The organism is Verrucomicrobiia bacterium, from assembly GCA_036268055.1.
Classification (GTDB): domain Bacteria; phylum Verrucomicrobiota; class Verrucomicrobiia; order Limisphaerales; family Pedosphaeraceae; genus DATAUW01.
Genome location: DATAUW010000016.1, coordinates 127,200 through 142,308 on the forward strand (window position 1 = coordinate 127,200; position 15,109 = coordinate 142,308).

At 57.1% G+C, this 15,109-nt stretch carries 11 protein-coding genes; 9 read left to right on the top strand and 2 right to left on the bottom strand.

What is annotated here, in order from left to right:
• Nucleotides 1-6: 6 nt before the first annotated feature.
• Nucleotides 7-1,449 (bottom strand): DUF2851 family protein, encoded by a 1,443-nt coding sequence (locus tag VH413_09320; protein ID HEX3798889.1) that lies wholly within the window; start codon nt 1,447-1,449, stop codon nt 7-9.
• 181 nt (nt 1,450-1,630) lie between these two features.
• Here VH413_09320 and VH413_09325 point away from each other — a divergent pair, with 181 nt between their 5' ends.
• From VH413_09325 to VH413_09355, 7 genes are all read left to right on the top strand, one after another.
• Nucleotides 1,631-3,016: a trypsin-like peptidase domain-containing protein gene (locus VH413_09325; protein HEX3798890.1), complete on the top strand. Its 1,386-nt coding sequence runs from the start codon at nt 1,631-1,633 to the stop codon at nt 3,014-3,016.
• A 177-nt stretch (nt 3,017-3,193) separates the two neighbouring features.
• Entirely contained in the window at nt 3,194-4,150 is a 957-nt protein-coding gene (locus tag VH413_09330; GenBank protein HEX3798891.1) for an ATP-binding cassette domain-containing protein, read from the top strand.
• Nucleotide 4,151: 1 nt separating this feature from the next.
• Complete coding sequence (locus VH413_09335; GenBank protein HEX3798892.1) at nt 4,152-4,904, top strand: ABC transporter permease subunit; 753 nt, start codon at nt 4,152-4,154, stop codon at nt 4,902-4,904.
• 4 nt (nt 4,905-4,908) lie between these two features.
• Complete coding sequence (locus VH413_09340) at nt 4,909-6,384, top strand: Gldg family protein (protein HEX3798893.1); 1,476 nt, start codon at nt 4,909-4,911, stop codon at nt 6,382-6,384.
• A 105-nt stretch (nt 6,385-6,489) separates the two neighbouring features.
• The gene (locus VH413_09345) at nt 6,490-8,337 is read left to right on the top strand and encodes a DUF4340 domain-containing protein (GenBank protein ID HEX3798894.1); all 1,848 of its coding nucleotides are present in this window, start codon (nt 6,490-6,492) and stop codon (nt 8,335-8,337) included.
• Between the two features lie 9 nt (nt 8,338-8,346).
• Nucleotides 8,347-11,397, top strand: coding sequence for an AsmA-like C-terminal region-containing protein (locus VH413_09350; protein ID HEX3798895.1), 3,051 nt, complete (start codon nt 8,347-8,349; stop codon nt 11,395-11,397).
• An 89-nt stretch (nt 11,398-11,486) separates the two neighbouring features.
• Nucleotides 11,487-11,945, top strand: a complete 459-nt coding sequence (locus tag VH413_09355) for a hypothetical protein (GenBank protein ID HEX3798896.1) — start codon at nt 11,487-11,489, stop codon at nt 11,943-11,945.
• Nucleotides 11,946-11,948: 3 nt separating this feature from the next.
• Here VH413_09355 and VH413_09360 read toward each other — a convergent pair whose 3' ends face one another.
• Nucleotides 11,949-12,932, bottom strand: a complete 984-nt coding sequence (locus VH413_09360; protein HEX3798897.1) for a tetratricopeptide repeat protein — start codon at nt 12,930-12,932, stop codon at nt 11,949-11,951.
• A gap of 203 nt (nt 12,933-13,135) precedes the next feature.
• Between VH413_09360 and VH413_09365 the strand changes: the two genes are divergently transcribed.
• On the top strand, nt 13,136-14,422 hold the full coding sequence (locus VH413_09365; protein HEX3798898.1) for an ABC transporter permease: 1,287 nt from the start codon (nt 13,136-13,138) through the stop codon (nt 14,420-14,422).
• Nucleotides 14,415-15,107, top strand: a complete 693-nt coding sequence (locus VH413_09370) for an ABC transporter ATP-binding protein (protein ID HEX3798899.1) — start codon at nt 14,415-14,417, stop codon at nt 15,105-15,107. Before VH413_09365 ends, VH413_09370 begins: the two co-directional genes overlap by 8 nt.
• Nucleotides 15,108-15,109 lie beyond the last annotated feature (2 nt).

Here is a 15,109-nt window from a genome sequence, read left to right on the forward strand (position 1 = left end):
TTTTTTTTATTTACCTCGCGTCACGGCAAAATCTTTCACCAAATTTGGAAACTCACAGTCTTCGCACAAGGCGTTCGAGTGATCGCAGAAATCCCGGAGGATTTGGAGCAAGCCTTGTTGCGCGGCCGCGCCATTCAATATGCCGGGCTTCGCGCCGCCTAATAATCTGTCGCGCGCGAGGCGCAGGGCGCTGTTGTCTTCGGCAGCGGGCCACGCGAGGTAGCGCTGTTCGGCTTCGCGGCGCAGTTTTTCATTTTTGCCTTCCACGGCGCGCATCCAAAACCACGGCAGGACGACGTTGACCGCGAGGTCGGTCACCCGCGCGGAACCGAGCATGGGTTGGGGGCGCGCGAGCCGCGCGGAGGAAAATGTCCAGTGCCACGACCAAAAATCATCCGGCTCGACTTGCAGGATTTTCAACAAGGAATCTGCCAGTTCGTCTTCGGCAATGTCGCTCGTGAACCACGACTCTAATTTCGCCGGCAAATCTCCCGCGGCCAGCCAATGCGCCGCGAGCGCGAGACGCCGCTGGGGATGGTTCGCGGGGCGCAGGCTGTTGAATCGCCACAATTCGCGCGGCAAAATAGTTTCTGAAAAATGTTCGCGCTCGCGCCACCAGCGGTCCCAGATACCGCGCAGATAATCATTCGCCGATGCGCGTTCGCGCGCCATTTCTTTGGGCAACAATCCGCTGATGCCGAATAATCGCGCCTGGCATGCCAGCGCGTCCTTGGGCGCGACCCAAGATGTTCGCAATTCCGCCAGCCGTTGCATCGGCCAAATATTTTGTTTGTAGCCCAAGGCCCGAAATATTCCTTCCCATAATGCCTGTTCCCAGCCCGCTTGTTTGGCGCGCGCTTCGAGTTGCTGCGCCTTGCCGCGCCAGCGAACTTGCGCGGCCTCGTGCAGTAGATTGATCAAACTTTCGCGCGAGAGTTGCATCAGCGGCGCGCAACATTTTCCGCGCATGTTTTCGGGCAGCGAACCCAGCGAATCGCGTCCGAGCCACGAACTGAGTTCGCCCAGCGGCGCATCGAGCCGTCCGCTCAACACCATTGCGGGCAGATGTTCCGCCACGGCGCGATCGCCTTCCCAAATGACGTGGAGCACGACGTTCTTGAATGCCGGGTTGCGGTCGTGGCCGTGCGCGTGCCAGCCGTTGGCGCGCAAATCAATTTCGATGTCGCCGCGTTGGGCCACGCCGGTTCCGATCTGGACAATCGCCTCGCGAAAATCCGGCCCGGCCTCGTGATTTTTAAAACCGGGATGAAGGACGCGCACGGTTTGTCCGTCCAAGGTAAATAGCTGGTCGCGCTTGAGCCGCTGCTGCTGCCAGATCGCCTGCAATAAAAATTCGGGCGGCACCGCGCCGGCGCTATCTTGAAGCGCGGCGCCGGGCAAGGCTCGCGCGCGGCGAAGAGAATAAAAATTGTCAAAACCTAGCGGCATTTGAATGAAATATTTGAGCGATTAATGGCGAAAGATTTGAGCGCAGGGGCTTGCAAAGTCAAGGTTCCGTGCATAAGTTCAAGCGTTGCCGGCGGCACGGTTCGCTGCCGCCTCTGCTGTTGTGTTTGAACGAACCGCCAGAGGAGATGTCCGGTTGAGTATGAAATTGTTTTTGATAACTATGTTTTCGTCGGCTGCCAAAAATTCGCGCTCGCAAGTTTTCGCTTTGTTTCTGCCGCTCTTTTTCGCCGTTACGCAATCTGCTTCGGCTGAGAACACCGCGCCTGATATTCGCCGGGATGCCACGGTGGAGGCGGTCGAGCGCGTGCTGCCGAGTGTCGTGAACATTGCGACAGAAACCATGATTCAGGTTCGCGATCCGTTCGAGGACATGCTGCGCCAATTTTTCGATCCCTATCATCGCCAGCAAGCGCCGAATTCGCAGCTCAGCCTGGGTTCCGGCGTGATCATTGATGAGGACGGATATATTCTGACCAATGACCACGTCGTGCGCCGCGCCGACAAAATCTGGGTGAAGGTTTATACCAACGAAACTCCCTACGAAGCCAAGCTCATCGCCACCAATCCGAAACGCGATGTCGCGCTGCTCAAGCTTCAGGCGAAGCCCGGCCAACATTTTGCCGCCGTGAAATTTGCGCCCGACGACGATCTGTTGCTTGGTGAAACGGTGATTGCGCTCGGCAATCCATTCGGCCTCGGCGGTTCGGTCAGCCGCGGGATTCTTAGTTCCAAGAGCCGCTCGGCTCCGCGCGAAAATGATGCGCTCGACGTTCCCAACTGGCTTCAAACCGATGCGAGCATCAACCCCGGCAACAGTGGCGGTCCACTGATCAATTTGCGCGGCGAACTCATCGGCCTCAACGTCGCGATTCTTTCGCAGGCGCAGGGCATTGGTTTCGCCATTCCCATCAAGCTCGTGAGCGCGGCGCTTTCGGAAATTTTCACGCCGGAATCTTCCGGCAAGTCGTTGTGGTTCGGCGCGCGCATTAAAGTCGGACCGGCGCCGTTCACCATCACGACGGTGCAATCGCAGAGTCCGGCTGATCTGGCCGGGCTTAAGGTGGGCGACCACATTCTTCGCGTAAACGGCGTTGCGCCCAAAGGGTTCATTGATTTCAATGAACTGATCGTGAACAGCGAAAAGCCGGAAATCGCGCTCGGGGTTGAGAGCGGCGGCAAGACGCGCGAGGTGAGCGTGACGCTCATGCCGGAGAAGGATTTTTTCAACGCGGGTTTGATTGAGCAAATGCTCGGGGTGCGTTTGCAGGCGATCACGCCGCAGATCGCGCAGCGTTTCATGCTGAATTCCACGAATGGGTTTTTGATTTCCGGGATTGAGGAGCATTCTCCCGCGGCGGACCAGCTTCGACCGGGTTATCTCGTCACCGGCATTGACGGGCAGGCGCCGGAAAATCTTATTGCCGCCGCGAAAATTATTTTTGCAAAAAAGAAGGGTGAGAGCGTCAAACTGGATGTGACGGTGCAGGAGCGGCGCGGCGCATTTATATATCATGTGCCGGGCACGATCGAGTTGCCGGTGCGCTGACGAGAGTTCTTTGTGGAAGTGTTCGGCGGGATGCCGAACACTGCACGCGGGACGTGTGCGCTCCGCCAAGACTACTTTCGGGTTATTTTTGAACGGTGGGGATGCGATGGTGTTTATTGGCTGACAAGACTTTTTGTTGGCTCAACCGCTGATTGCGACTAAGCTGCCTTTGCTAGCATGAACGATGGATTGATGATCGAAGTTTCCCGCCTGACCAAGCGGTACACCGGCCACACGGCGGTGTCCGATATTTCTTTTACGGTCGGGCGCGGGGAAATTGTGGGCCTGCTCGGCAGCAACGGCGCCGGCAAGAGCACCACCATGCGCATCCTTTCGTGCTTTCTGCCCGCGACCTCGGGCACGGCGCGCATCGCGGGTTTTGATGTTTTTCGCGAAGCCGACGAGGTTCGCCGACGCATCGGTTACATGCCTGAAAATAATCCGCTGCATCCGGAAATGCGGGTGCGGGAATTTTTAAAATTTCGCGCGCGTCTCAAGGGCCTCAGCCGCGTGCGTTCGCGCGAACGGGTGGACACGGTCATCGAGCAATGCGGCCTGGCGGACGTCAGCAAAAAAATCATCGGGCAACTTTCCAAGGGTTATCGCCAGCGTGTCGGACTCGCTGATGCGCTCGTGCACGAACCGGAATTGATCATCCTCGACGAACCGACGATTGGCCTCGATCCGAACCAGATGCGTTCGGTCCGGCAGTTGATCAAAGACCTGGGCCGCAACCACACGGTTTTGATTTCCACGCACATTCTTCCCGAAGTGGAAATGACTTGCACGCGGGTATTGATTTTGCACGCGGGAAAAATTCTCGCCGCCGATTCGCCGGAGAATCTTCAAAAAATCATGGCGAACAACAGCCAGATCATTGCGGAAATTGCCGCGCCGCGCGCGGAACTTGAAGCGTGCTGGGAAGCGATGGCGGAGATTGAATATTTCGATCTGGCGCCGGCTGAGGGAGAATTTTTTCGCTGCGCCTTCACGCCGCGCGAAGGAGTGGATTTGCGTTTGGAGATTTACCGCACCGCGCACGAGCGGGGCTGGAAATTGCGCGAACTGACTCGCAGCCGCCACAGTCTCGAAGACATCTACGTGCGCGTCACCCGGCCGGATGAGGAGGAATAACATGCAAGCCTACCTCACACTTACGCGGCGCGAACTCGGCAGCCTGTTTGTTTCGATCACCGGGTACATCATCATTGCGGGCGCGGTGTTTTTGCTCGGATTGAGCTTCGTGGATTTGCTTGATTTGTTGCAAGGCGAGGCGACGCCGGCGCCGGTCACTCAATTATTTTATTCCACCGGTTACTTCTGGGAAATCCTGCTGCTGGCCGCGCCGGTGATCACGATGCGGCTGTTCGCGCTCGAAAAATCCTCCGGCACATTTGAAACCTTGATGACCACGCCGGTCAGCGATCTTCAAGTGGTGCTGGCCAAGTTTTCCGCCGCGATGGTTTTCTACATGCTGATGTGGCTGCCATCGCTTTTGTGCATTTTGATTTTGCGCCATTACGTCAGCCGCACGGATGTCTTTGACCCCGGTCTAATCGCCAGCACGTTTCTTGGGATTTTGTTGCTTGGCGGATTATTCATGTCGCTCGGCTGTTTTGCTTCTTCGTTGACGGGCAGCCAAATCGTGGCGGCGATGATCAGTTTCGTCTTGGGTTATACTTTGTTCCTGTTGAGTTATCTGCCGGGACATTTGCCGCTGGCGTCCGGCTGGCAAGCGGCGCTGGTGGCGCACGTCGCGCTATTCGATCACATGAATGATTTCGCGCGCGGCGTGGTGGACACGCGGCACGTGGTTTTTTACGTCACGGTGACGGGACTGTTCCTGTTCCTGACTCTGCGGGTGGTGGAGAGCCGCCGTTGGAAATAACCGCATGTCCAGCGAACCCACCCCACCATCCAGTTTCTCGGCGCAACGGCGCTGGGCGATTTTTTTCTCCGTCCTTATTTCCATCATCACCGTTTTCGCGCTGGTGGCGATGCTCAATTATCTGGGCGCGCGTTATTACATGCGTTTCAACTGGAGCAAAGACGCCGCCGTGCAGCTTTCGCCGCAAACGGTTTCGCTGCTTAAAACGATCACCAACCAAATCAACGTCACGATTTACTTCGACAAGACCGACGGCCTTTACGATTCCACCAAGGCGTTGCTTGATGAATATCATCTTGCGAATCCGAAGATCGTGGTGCAGACGGTGGATTACCTCGTGGATGCCAGCCTGGCGCAGCAGGTCAAGGCCACCAATCAACTTGGCTCCGATCAAAAGAAAAATCTCGTGATCTTCAACAGCGGTGGCCGACGCAAAATTGTGCAGGCGCCGAGCCTTGCAGATTACACTTACGAGTCCGTTCCAAACAACAAGGAGCGCGAATGGGCACAGCATCTCAAGGATTTCAAAGGCGAAATTTATTTCTCCGCCGCGATCCTCAGCCTTTCCAGTCCGCACACGCTCAAGGCGTATTTTCTCGAAGGCCACGGCGAGCACGGCCTTGAATCCAAGAGCGACGATGGTTACCAAAAGTTCGGCGAGGTTTGCGAAGACAATAATGTGCAGACGTCCGTCATCAAATTGTTCGGCTCCAATAATGTCCCGGGTGATTGCAACCTGCTCGTCATCGCTGGCCCGCGCAATCCCATTCCCGCGGAAGAATTGCATAAGATTTCGACCTATCTTAGCCAGGGTGGACGCCTGCTGGCGCTGTTCAACTACGACACGCGCTTCACCTATACCGGCCTCGAACCTATTTTGACGAATTGGAATGTTTCCGTCGGCATGGATGTGGTTAGCGATCCCAAAAATAAAATGACCAGCGGCGCGATTGCGGTCAGTGCGTTCAATCCCAACCAGCCGATCAGCGCGGAACTCGTTGGTTCCACATTGGCGATGGTCAACCCGCGTTCCATATCCATCGCGAGTCTAACCAAGGACGGCCCGGAGACGCCGAAGGTGGAGGAACTCGCGATGACGGGAGAAGATTCGACGTATGCGGAAACCAGCGCATCCACTTTTCGCGGGCGAGTGCCGGTGATTTGCACGGTTGAAAAGGCGAGCATCAAAGGCGTCTTTTCTGAGCGGGGGACCACGGCCATCGTGGTCGCCGGCGATTCGGTGTTTGTCGATAATCTTCATATTGACGATTCAGACGATCGCGCGTTCGCCACTTCCGCAATCAACTGGCTGCTCGACCAGACTCAACTTTTGCAAGGCGTCGGTCCGCGCGCGGTCAAAGAATACAAGCTCACCATGACGCAGTCGCAGATGTCACATGTAACGTGGTTGTTCCTGGGTGCGATGCCGGGGGCGATATTGTTTTTGGGCCTGCTGGTCTGGTTGCGCCGGCGGCGTTGAACGAGTTTGAACCTGGCAACGCATGAATTATATTTGTGAGATGGCTTACGGCTTGCCATGTTTGCCGAAGAGCGCCCCGGTGCGGCGTTCGTCTTTCACCGCGCCATGAATCCCAAAAACACCGCTTTTCTAGTCGTGCTGGCGGCGGGATTGTTCGCCTTCATTTTCTTTTTTGAGCGGCATCAGCACAAGGTTGAGCCGGGCGTTCCGCATGTGCTTCCGGCGTTCAAGCCCGCTGAAGTCACCGGGGTTCAAATCCTGCTGCCGAAATCGGAAATCTCCGCCGAGCGCACGAATCATACGTGGCAATTAACCAAGCCGCTCATTTATCCCGCGCAATCCAATCTCATTGAAAACCTGCTTCAAGCGACGGCGGAACTCACGCCGCAAACACAGATTCCCGCGCAGGAACTCAAGGATCGCACCAAGCTTAATGAGGAATATGGTTTCGATAATCCGCTCGCGACGATCGTTTTCCAACAGGGCGATGAACAGCGCCAGTTGAAGCTCGGCCATCTTACCGCGCCGGGCGACCAGATTTACGCGCAGGTCGTGGGCCTGGATCGCGTGGATATAATTGATGTCGAGTTCGTCAAAAAATTTGTCCCGCGCGATGCCAATGACTGGCGCGATACCCTCTTCATCAATCTTAGCGACTCAAACTTTGACCAACTCACGGTGGCGAATGGCGCGCAGGGTTTTGTGCTTCAACGCGAGTCCACCAATCAGCCGTGGCACATGTTCAAGCCCGTCCGCACCCGCGCCGATTATCCGAAGGTGGATGACTTGCTTCAGCATCTGCTTCAACTACGCGTCGCGCGTTTCGTGACCGACGATGAGAAAGCGGATCTGGAATCGTACGGCTTGCAGCCGCCCGCGCTCGAAGTGAAACTGGACCACGGTACGAACGCGGTGTTGGGCGTGGATTTTGGACGGAGTCCCACGAACGATTCCGGAGCGATCTTTGTCCGCCAAGTTGGGAAAAGCACGGTCGTGCTTGTTCCTCGCGAGGCTGTGGCGGCGTGGTTTTCCGGCGCGGAGGAATTTCGCGATCGCCATCTTGTGCGGCTCGATGGCCGGTTGCCGGATCTCATCGAAGTGACCGGCTATGGGACCAACCAGGAAACTTTCACGGTGGAACGCACGACCAACGACTCGTGGCATCTCACCAAGCCGGTCGAATTTCCGGCGGACACGAACATGATGCGCGCGTTCGTGGAGGATTTCGCGCGACTTCAGGTCGTGCGCGTGGACAATCGCGTGGCGGTCAACGATGCCGCCTTGCCCGATCCCGATTTCGTCCGATACGGCCTCGTCAAGCCCGTCCGCCAATACATCATCAAGCGCAAAGCGATGTCTGGTTCGAGCAATACAGTCATCGCGCAACTGGATTTCGGTTCGGTGAAGGATGGCAATATTTATGTGCGCCGCGCGGATTTGCCGGAGGAAACTTCCGTTTATGCGGTGCGCGAATCGGAATTTGAACGATTGGCCGCGACGAGCCAGCAGTTGCGCGTCCGCCGCATCTGGGATTTTTCTGAGGACGATGTCACCTCGATCATCATCCACCAAAATGGGCACGAACAAAAATTGATTCACAAAGGTCCGAACCATTGGAGTATTGCGCCCGGTTCGCAAGGGATGATCAACGAACTCGAAGTGGAAGTGGGCGCGCAGGAACTTGGTTTGCTTGAAGCGGCCAACTGGATCGAAGCCTCGCCCGCGAACCTTGCGCGTTATGGCATTTCCGACAAGTCGCCGCAAATCAGCGTCGAGGTCAAATTGAACGGCAAGCTGGAAACGCTCACGCTGAAAATCGGCTGGGTTCCCGGCGGATTGCGGTACGGCCTGGTGCGCATGCCGGACGGCCAGGATTGGGTTTTTGATTTTCCGCCGCTCGTGCTGGCGAAATTCGTTTCGTATCTCAACCTTCAGGACGCCCCGACGCCCTAGCTAATTTGTATGCCTAAGCGCGTGCCCAGCAAATGGTGGCGGAGAACAAAGATTTGCCTGAGCGCGTTGCGGGTGATCCTCCTGCTGCTCGTGCTGCTGGTGGTGACGGTCGTGGTTTACCTGAATGAAGTTGGCCTTCCCGGTTTTGCGAAACGTCCGATCATTGATGCGCTGCACGCGCGCGGTTTCGATCTCGAAGTGGGGAGCATTCGGTGGCGGTGGTATCGCGGGCTGGTCGCGGAAAATGTTCGTTTCGGCTCCGCGCAACCCGAGGCGAACATCCCGCAAATGTCTTTGCGCGAACTCGCCCTGCAACTGAATCATCACGCGCTGGTGAGATTTCATCTCAAGGTGGATTTGCTTACCTTGCGCACCGGCCAACTCACGTGGCTGCTCGCGGAGACGAACCAGCCGCCCGAATCGCTGGTTATGACCAATATCCAGGCGCAACTTCGCCTGCTGCCCGACGATCAATGGGAACTGGATCATTTCACCGCCGCGTTCGCGGGCGCGCGTTTGCATTTGTCGGGCTCGCTCACCAATGCTTCGGCCATTCGCGATTGGAAATTCATTCACGGCCACGGCGGCGGCGAGCCGGAAGCGCTCCGCCAACGCCTGCGGGAATTGGCGCGCACGATTGATTCGATCCGGTTCGCCTCGCCGCCGGAATTGAACGTCATCATTCGCGGCGACGCGCGCGAATTTCAAAGTTTCAGCGGCCTCATCACGCTCGAAGCCCCCGCCGCGCATACGCCGTGGGGCGACCTCTCGAACGGCACGCTGCTCACGCGGTTGACGGGCTCGGGCGAAACAAACGGTTTGTCGAAAGCGGAATTCATTCTGCGCGCGGATGAAGTTTCGACGCGCTGGGGCAGCACGAAACATTTTCAACTGGATCTGCACGCGTCCGGCGATGACAACCTCACGAATCTCGTGCGCGCGCATGTCGAAGTTTCCGCCGCGCAATTCACCACGCCCTGGGCGCAAGCCACCAATGCGCAATTCACCGCGCGCTGGACGCATTCGCTCACCAATCCCATACCCATCGCGGGCAGCGGTGAGTTGCGCCTGGCCAATCCGTACACGCGCTGGGGCCATGCCGATGAGTTGCGCCTCGACGCCAGCCTGAGCACGCCCGCGACCAACGGGCCGCGCGCCGATGCAAGCTGGGCGTGGTGGGCCCCGCTCGCGCCGTATTATCTCGATTGGAATTGCCGCCTCGAAAATCTGCGCGCGGAAGATTTCAAATCGCAGACGATTTTGTGCGCTGGAAATTGGCGCGCGCCCGAACTCACGATCACGAACCTGCACACGGAAATGTACCAGGGCCAGGTGACGGCCAACGCGGACCTGAATGTCGCTTCGCGCATGGCGCGGTTCGCGTTCGTTTCAGATTTCGATGTGCAAAAAGCCGTGCCGTTCCTTTCGCCAAAGGGCCGTGAATGGTTCGCGCAGCAGGAATTTAGCTGGCAAAGCCCGCCGACCCTGCGCGGCAGCGGCTATGTCACTTTGCCCGCGTGGACGAACCATCATCCCGATTGGCGCGAGGAAGTTTTGCCCACGTTTTTCATCCAGGGTGATTTCAAGGTGGGGGAAGGTTCGTATCACAAACTGCCGGTGACATCGGCGCGCTCGCATCTGACTTATTCCAACATGGTCTGCAATATTCCCGACCTTGAGGCGGTCCGTCCCGAGGGCAAGATCGGTTTGGCCATGACCGCCGACGACCGTACGCGCGAATATTATTTCAACATCCACAGCACCGTGGACTTGAAAATCCTGCGCGTCTTCGCGCCGGAGAAGGCCCAGCGCGCCGTGGATTTCATCACGTTCACGCAAATGCCGCGCGTGGATGCCGAGGTCTGGGGGCGCTGGCGCGATTACGATCATATCGGCGCGCGCGCTGAGATCGCCCTCACTAATTTTACGTTTCGCGGGCAGGCCATGAGCAACGTCCACGGCTGGCTGGCCTATACCAATAAATTTCTGCTGCTCACCAACGGGCGACTCGAACGCAGCAATGAAGTTGCCACGTGCAGCAGCATCGGTTTTGATTTTCCCGGCAAGCGCGCCTTTCTCACCAATGGCTTCAGCACCATGGAAACTTTTCCCGGCATGCAGATGATCGGCCCGAAAGTGGCGCGCGACGTGGAGCCGTATCATTTTCTCGTGCCGCCAACGGTCGAGGCCAACGGCGTGATTCCGCTTTCAGATGATATTGACGTCGCGGACTTGCATTTCAAGATGAAGGCGGGGCCGTTTCGCTGGTTGAAATTTCACGGCTCGGAAGTCAACACGCTCGTGGATTGGGTTGGCCAAAAAATGACGCTGAACCAGCTTGAGGCGCACGTTTACGACGGCACGATTACGGCGAGCGCGGCGTTCGATTTCACCCGGCCGGGTGATGGCGCGGATTTCAAATTCGACATGATCGCCACGGGCATTAATTTGCAAAAGCTCATGTCCGATGTTTCTCCCGCCACGAATCATCTCGAAGGCGTCTTCAACGGCCATCTCAATGTGACCTACGCGAATACTCAGGACGATAAAAGCTGGTGCGGCAGCGGGCAGGTGGATTTGCGCAACGGCTTGATCTGGGACATCCCGATCTTCGGCGTGCTCTCGCCAGTGCTTGACAGCGTGATTTCTCCGGGGCTGGGCGAGAGCCGCATCAACCAGGCGTCCGCAAATTTTACAATGACCAATAGCGTGCTGCACTCGGATGATTTGCGGCTGCGCTCGCCGACGGTTCGTTTGCTCTATCGCGGCACGGTGGGTTTTGACATGCAGGTGGATGCCACCGTGGAGGCGGAGGTGGGACGCGACGCGCCGCTTGTAGGGCCAGTCGTCAGCACCGTGTTCATGCCGTTTGGAAAATTATTTGAAACGCGTGTCACGGGTTCGCTCACCAATCCCAAGCGCGCGCCGGTTACTCTCGCGGCGAAATTAATCTCGCCGTTCATCCATCCGCTGCGCACGTTGAAGGATCTTTTGCCGGGCGAATCCAGCAGCACGACGAATGCGCCGCCGGTTTTCCCCGATCCGCCGCCGGCCAATTAAATTTCGCCACGACGATGTTCGGCATCTTCAAGAGCCGCGCCAGTTAAAATCCGTATTGAGTTTGGCTCCGCCCCCGCTACCTTTGGCTCATGCGCTGGTTCCTCGTAGTCTGCTGCTCGATGCTCGTGCTCGGTTCAACCGCGAACGCCGCGGATGGACGCGTGCTCAAGGTGCTGCCGCAATTTCTCGACCTTCAGGGACGCGAAGCGATCACGCCGAGCCTTTACGACCGCGATGCCTACCAGGCGATTTTGCGGAAGAATCCGAAATTGCGTTCGGGAATACGTTTCGCCATCCAGTGGAAGGCGAATGCGCCGGCGACGGAAGTGTTGAAACTTCGCGTCGAAATGCGCGGGACGCCCGAAAAGGATTTGCCCAAGGAAAGTTCCATCGAAATGGAAGTTCACCAGCATCATTGGTTCAGCCACTGGGCCTATATCAAATTGGGCGAGGATAAATACAAGGCCCTGGGCGAGGTCACGGCGTGGCGCGTGACTTTGTGGGACGGGGACAAACTTCTCAGCGAGCAAAAATCGTTTCTCTGGTAAGCGTCATTCCATGATGACGTTGGCCGCGTGGCCTTTTTGGCGCGTCTTCAAGGCCTGTTCGTAACATTCCAACGCTTCGCTGTAGCGCTCCATGCGGTTGAACACGCCGCCTTTGTAGAGATAGGCCATCGTCATCGAATTGTCCTGCGCGATGGCGCGATCGTAGCATTCGATCGCTTCCGCGAAACGCTGAAGGCGTTCGAGCGCCGCGCCTTTTTTGAGGAGGGCGTCCGCATTGCCGGGGTCCATCGCCAGCGCCTGATTGAGGCAATCCAAGGCCTCGTCGGGTTTGTCCAGCTTGAGGAGCGTCTGGCATTTATTGAGCAGCAGGGAAATGGAATCGGTTTTGCCCGACACGGGGACCGGCGGCATTTCCTCGCTCGGTTCGGTGAGCGCGAGTTTTTTTACTTCGTCATGGTTGACGGAATTCTCCGGCAACGCCGCGGCTGGTTTGGTGGACGTTTCCAATTCCTGCACGCGCTGTTCCAAGCGGCCAATGACGTCCAAAAATTTATTGGTGGATTGTTCGAGCACGGAGGACGAGATGACTTGGCTTTCGCCCAGGCCCAATCCGCCTTTGGAATAGGCGCCCGAAATGCTCGCCGCGGCGAGGGTCAGGCGGTTCACCGCCGTCCACTGCAAAAATGCGGCCATCAGCAAAACCAAAAAGCCGATGCCCGCAAAAATCCCCGCCGCGATCAGCACCATGCGGTCGGAATGCTCGATGCCTTTCAATTCCTCGATGCGTTGCGCCGCGAGCGATTTTTCCATCACACTGAATCGCTCTTCGAGCACGAGGGAATTCCGGGTGGCTTCGGCCTCGGCTTCCTGGCGATTTTTTTCGATGGCCAGTTGGGTGTTGTGCAGTTGCTCCTGCACTTGGAGCAACGAGCGCAGCGAATCCTGGTTGGCGGCGATGCTGGACGCGGCATCCGCCGGGGTGTTGGTATTGGTTTCCGCCGCCGAAGCGGAACTCAGCGTGGCCATCAGGAGCAACGCGATAAAGGCGAAAAAGCGAAAGAATCCGGAGGTTGTTTTGAAGATGGTAACCATCAAAACGAACCGTAGAAAATCGCCGTGAAAATGCAAGAGGAAAACTGAAATTCCCTTCCTTCTTCAGCGATAATTTTCAATCCCGGCAAACTCCTCCATCCGTTGACACCTTTGGGAATGGCGTTTAGCCTCCTGCCATGTCGCGTTTGCCGTTTGAAATCTTGCTGGCCCTGCGGTACTTGCGGCCCAAACGCACGTTCGTTTCCGTCATTACTTTGATTTCGGTGCTGGGCGTGACGCTGGGGGTCGCCGTGCTGATCATCGTCATCAGCGTCATGAGCGGGTTTGACCGCGACTTGCGTGAAAAGATTTTTGGGTTCAACGCGCATCTCACGATCCTTCAGATCAATCCGGCTGAAGGCCGCCAGGTTCCGATGACCAACGCCGCGCTCGTGATGCAAATCGTGAATGCCAATCCGCGCGTGAAAGCTTCTTCGCCGTTCGTCTCGTCTCAAGTGATGTTGCGCACCGAGCCGGATGCGGGGCGTTCGCTGATCTCGGCGCCGTTTCTGCGCGGCATTGATCCGCGCGCGGAAACGAATCTGAATCTCATCACGTCGAATATCATTTCCGGCAATCTTGATTTGAGTGGCCACGGTTTGCTGGTGGGTGAAGATTTGGCGGCGAATTATTACCTGAGTGTCGGTGATCACGTCGCGATTCTTTCGCCGGGCGATCTTCAAAAGATGCTCGATACGCGCACCAATAATCAGTCTGAAGTGGTTCCGCCAACCGATTATGAAGTGCGGGGTATTTTCAACACTGGCTTCTACGAATATAATTCCACCGTCGTCATCACGTCGCTCGGCAACGCCCAGGATTTGTTCGACCTCGGCGACGATGTGCAGGCCGTCATGGTCATGCTGCACGATCCTTACGACGCGAATAAAGTGGCGATGCAATTTGAAAAAGCGCTTGGCCCGAATTACGCGATCCGTTCGTGGGAGAATGAAAATTCCGGCATGTCCGCCGTGCTCGTGGAAAAAAACGTGATGCTCTATATTTTATTTTTTATCGTGATCGTCGCGGCTTTTGGTATCACGTGCACCCTGACGACTTTTGTGGTACTCAAGACGCGGGAGATCGGGGTGCTCAAGGCGCTGGGCGCGAGCAACCGGCAGGTCATCTGGATTTTTCTCAGCCAGAGTTTGATGGTGAGCATCATGGGGGTGCTCATTGGGACGGGCGCGGGGATGCTGGCGATCACGTATCGCAATCCGTTTCTTCATCTCATGCGCAACCTTACGGGCATCGAATTATTTCCCGCGAAGATTTATCAGTTCAGCGAATTGCCGGCGCAAATCGTTCCCGGCGACATCGCCATCATCTGCGGCGGTTCGCTGATCATCTGCCTGCTCGCCTCCGCTTTTCCCGTATGGAACGCCAGCCGTCTCAAGCCCGTCGAAGCCTTGCGCCATGAGTAACGAACCCGCCAACGCCATGCTCGACGCGCGCAATCTCCATAAGCGCTATGAAATGGGCCCGCGCTCGCTCGAAGTTTTGCGCGGGGTCAGTTTGACCATCGCGCGCGGGGATTTTCTCGCGCTGCGCGGTGCATCCGGCACGGGCAAGAGCACGCTGTTGCATCTGTTGGGCGGACTTGATTCGCCGAATGTGGGTGAAGTCTGGTTCGATGGAAAAAATCTCGCCAAGCTTTCCACAACGGCGCTCGCGCGCTTGCGCAACTTGAAAGTCGGTTTTATTTTTCAGGCGTATCATCTCTTGCCCGAACTCGATGCCTTGGAAAACGTCTGCCTGCCCGCGCGCATGGCTCGCACTTCGGCTTCCGCGACGGAAGCGCGCGCGCGCGAATTGCTTGCCCGCGTGGGATTGAAGGATCGCATGGAGCATCGGCCCACTGAGCTTTCCGGCGGCGAACAGCAACGGGTCGCGATTGCGCGGGCGATGATTAATTCACCCGAATTGATTCTTGCCGATGAGCCGACCGGGAATCTCGATTCGCAAACCGGCGGTGAAATCATGGATTTGCTCTGTGCTTTGCGCACGGAACACAACACGACGCTCGTCATTGCCACTCACGATTCCAAACTTGCCGGTCGCGCGCCAAAAGTCGTCCATCTCGCAGACGGCCAAATCGTGCAGAAGTGAGC

Coding starts and splice junctions, on each gene's coding strand:
- VH413_09350 (HEX3798895.1), top strand. CDS start 8,347: ATGCCTAAGCGCGTGCCCAGCAAATGGTGGCGGAGAACAAAGATTTGC.
- VH413_09320 (HEX3798889.1), bottom strand. CDS start 1,449: ATGCCGCTAGGTTTTGACAATTTTTATTCTCTTCGCCGCGCGCGAGCC.
- VH413_09330 (HEX3798891.1), top strand. CDS start 3,194: ATGAACGATGGATTGATGATCGAAGTTTCCCGCCTGACCAAGCGGTAC.
- VH413_09360 (HEX3798897.1), bottom strand. CDS start 12,932: ATGGCCACGCTGAGTTCCGCTTCGGCGGCGGAAACCAATACCAACACC.
- VH413_09355 (HEX3798896.1), top strand. CDS start 11,487: ATGCGCTGGTTCCTCGTAGTCTGCTGCTCGATGCTCGTGCTCGGTTCA.
- VH413_09370 (HEX3798899.1), top strand. CDS start 14,415: ATGAGTAACGAACCCGCCAACGCCATGCTCGACGCGCGCAATCTCCAT.
- VH413_09365 (HEX3798898.1), top strand. CDS start 13,136: ATGTCGCGTTTGCCGTTTGAAATCTTGCTGGCCCTGCGGTACTTGCGG.
- VH413_09345 (HEX3798894.1), top strand. CDS start 6,490: ATGAATCCCAAAAACACCGCTTTTCTAGTCGTGCTGGCGGCGGGATTG.
- VH413_09335 (HEX3798892.1), top strand. CDS start 4,152: ATGCAAGCCTACCTCACACTTACGCGGCGCGAACTCGGCAGCCTGTTT.
- VH413_09340 (HEX3798893.1), top strand. CDS start 4,909: ATGTCCAGCGAACCCACCCCACCATCCAGTTTCTCGGCGCAACGGCGC.
- VH413_09325 (HEX3798890.1), top strand. CDS start 1,631: ATGTTTTCGTCGGCTGCCAAAAATTCGCGCTCGCAAGTTTTCGCTTTG.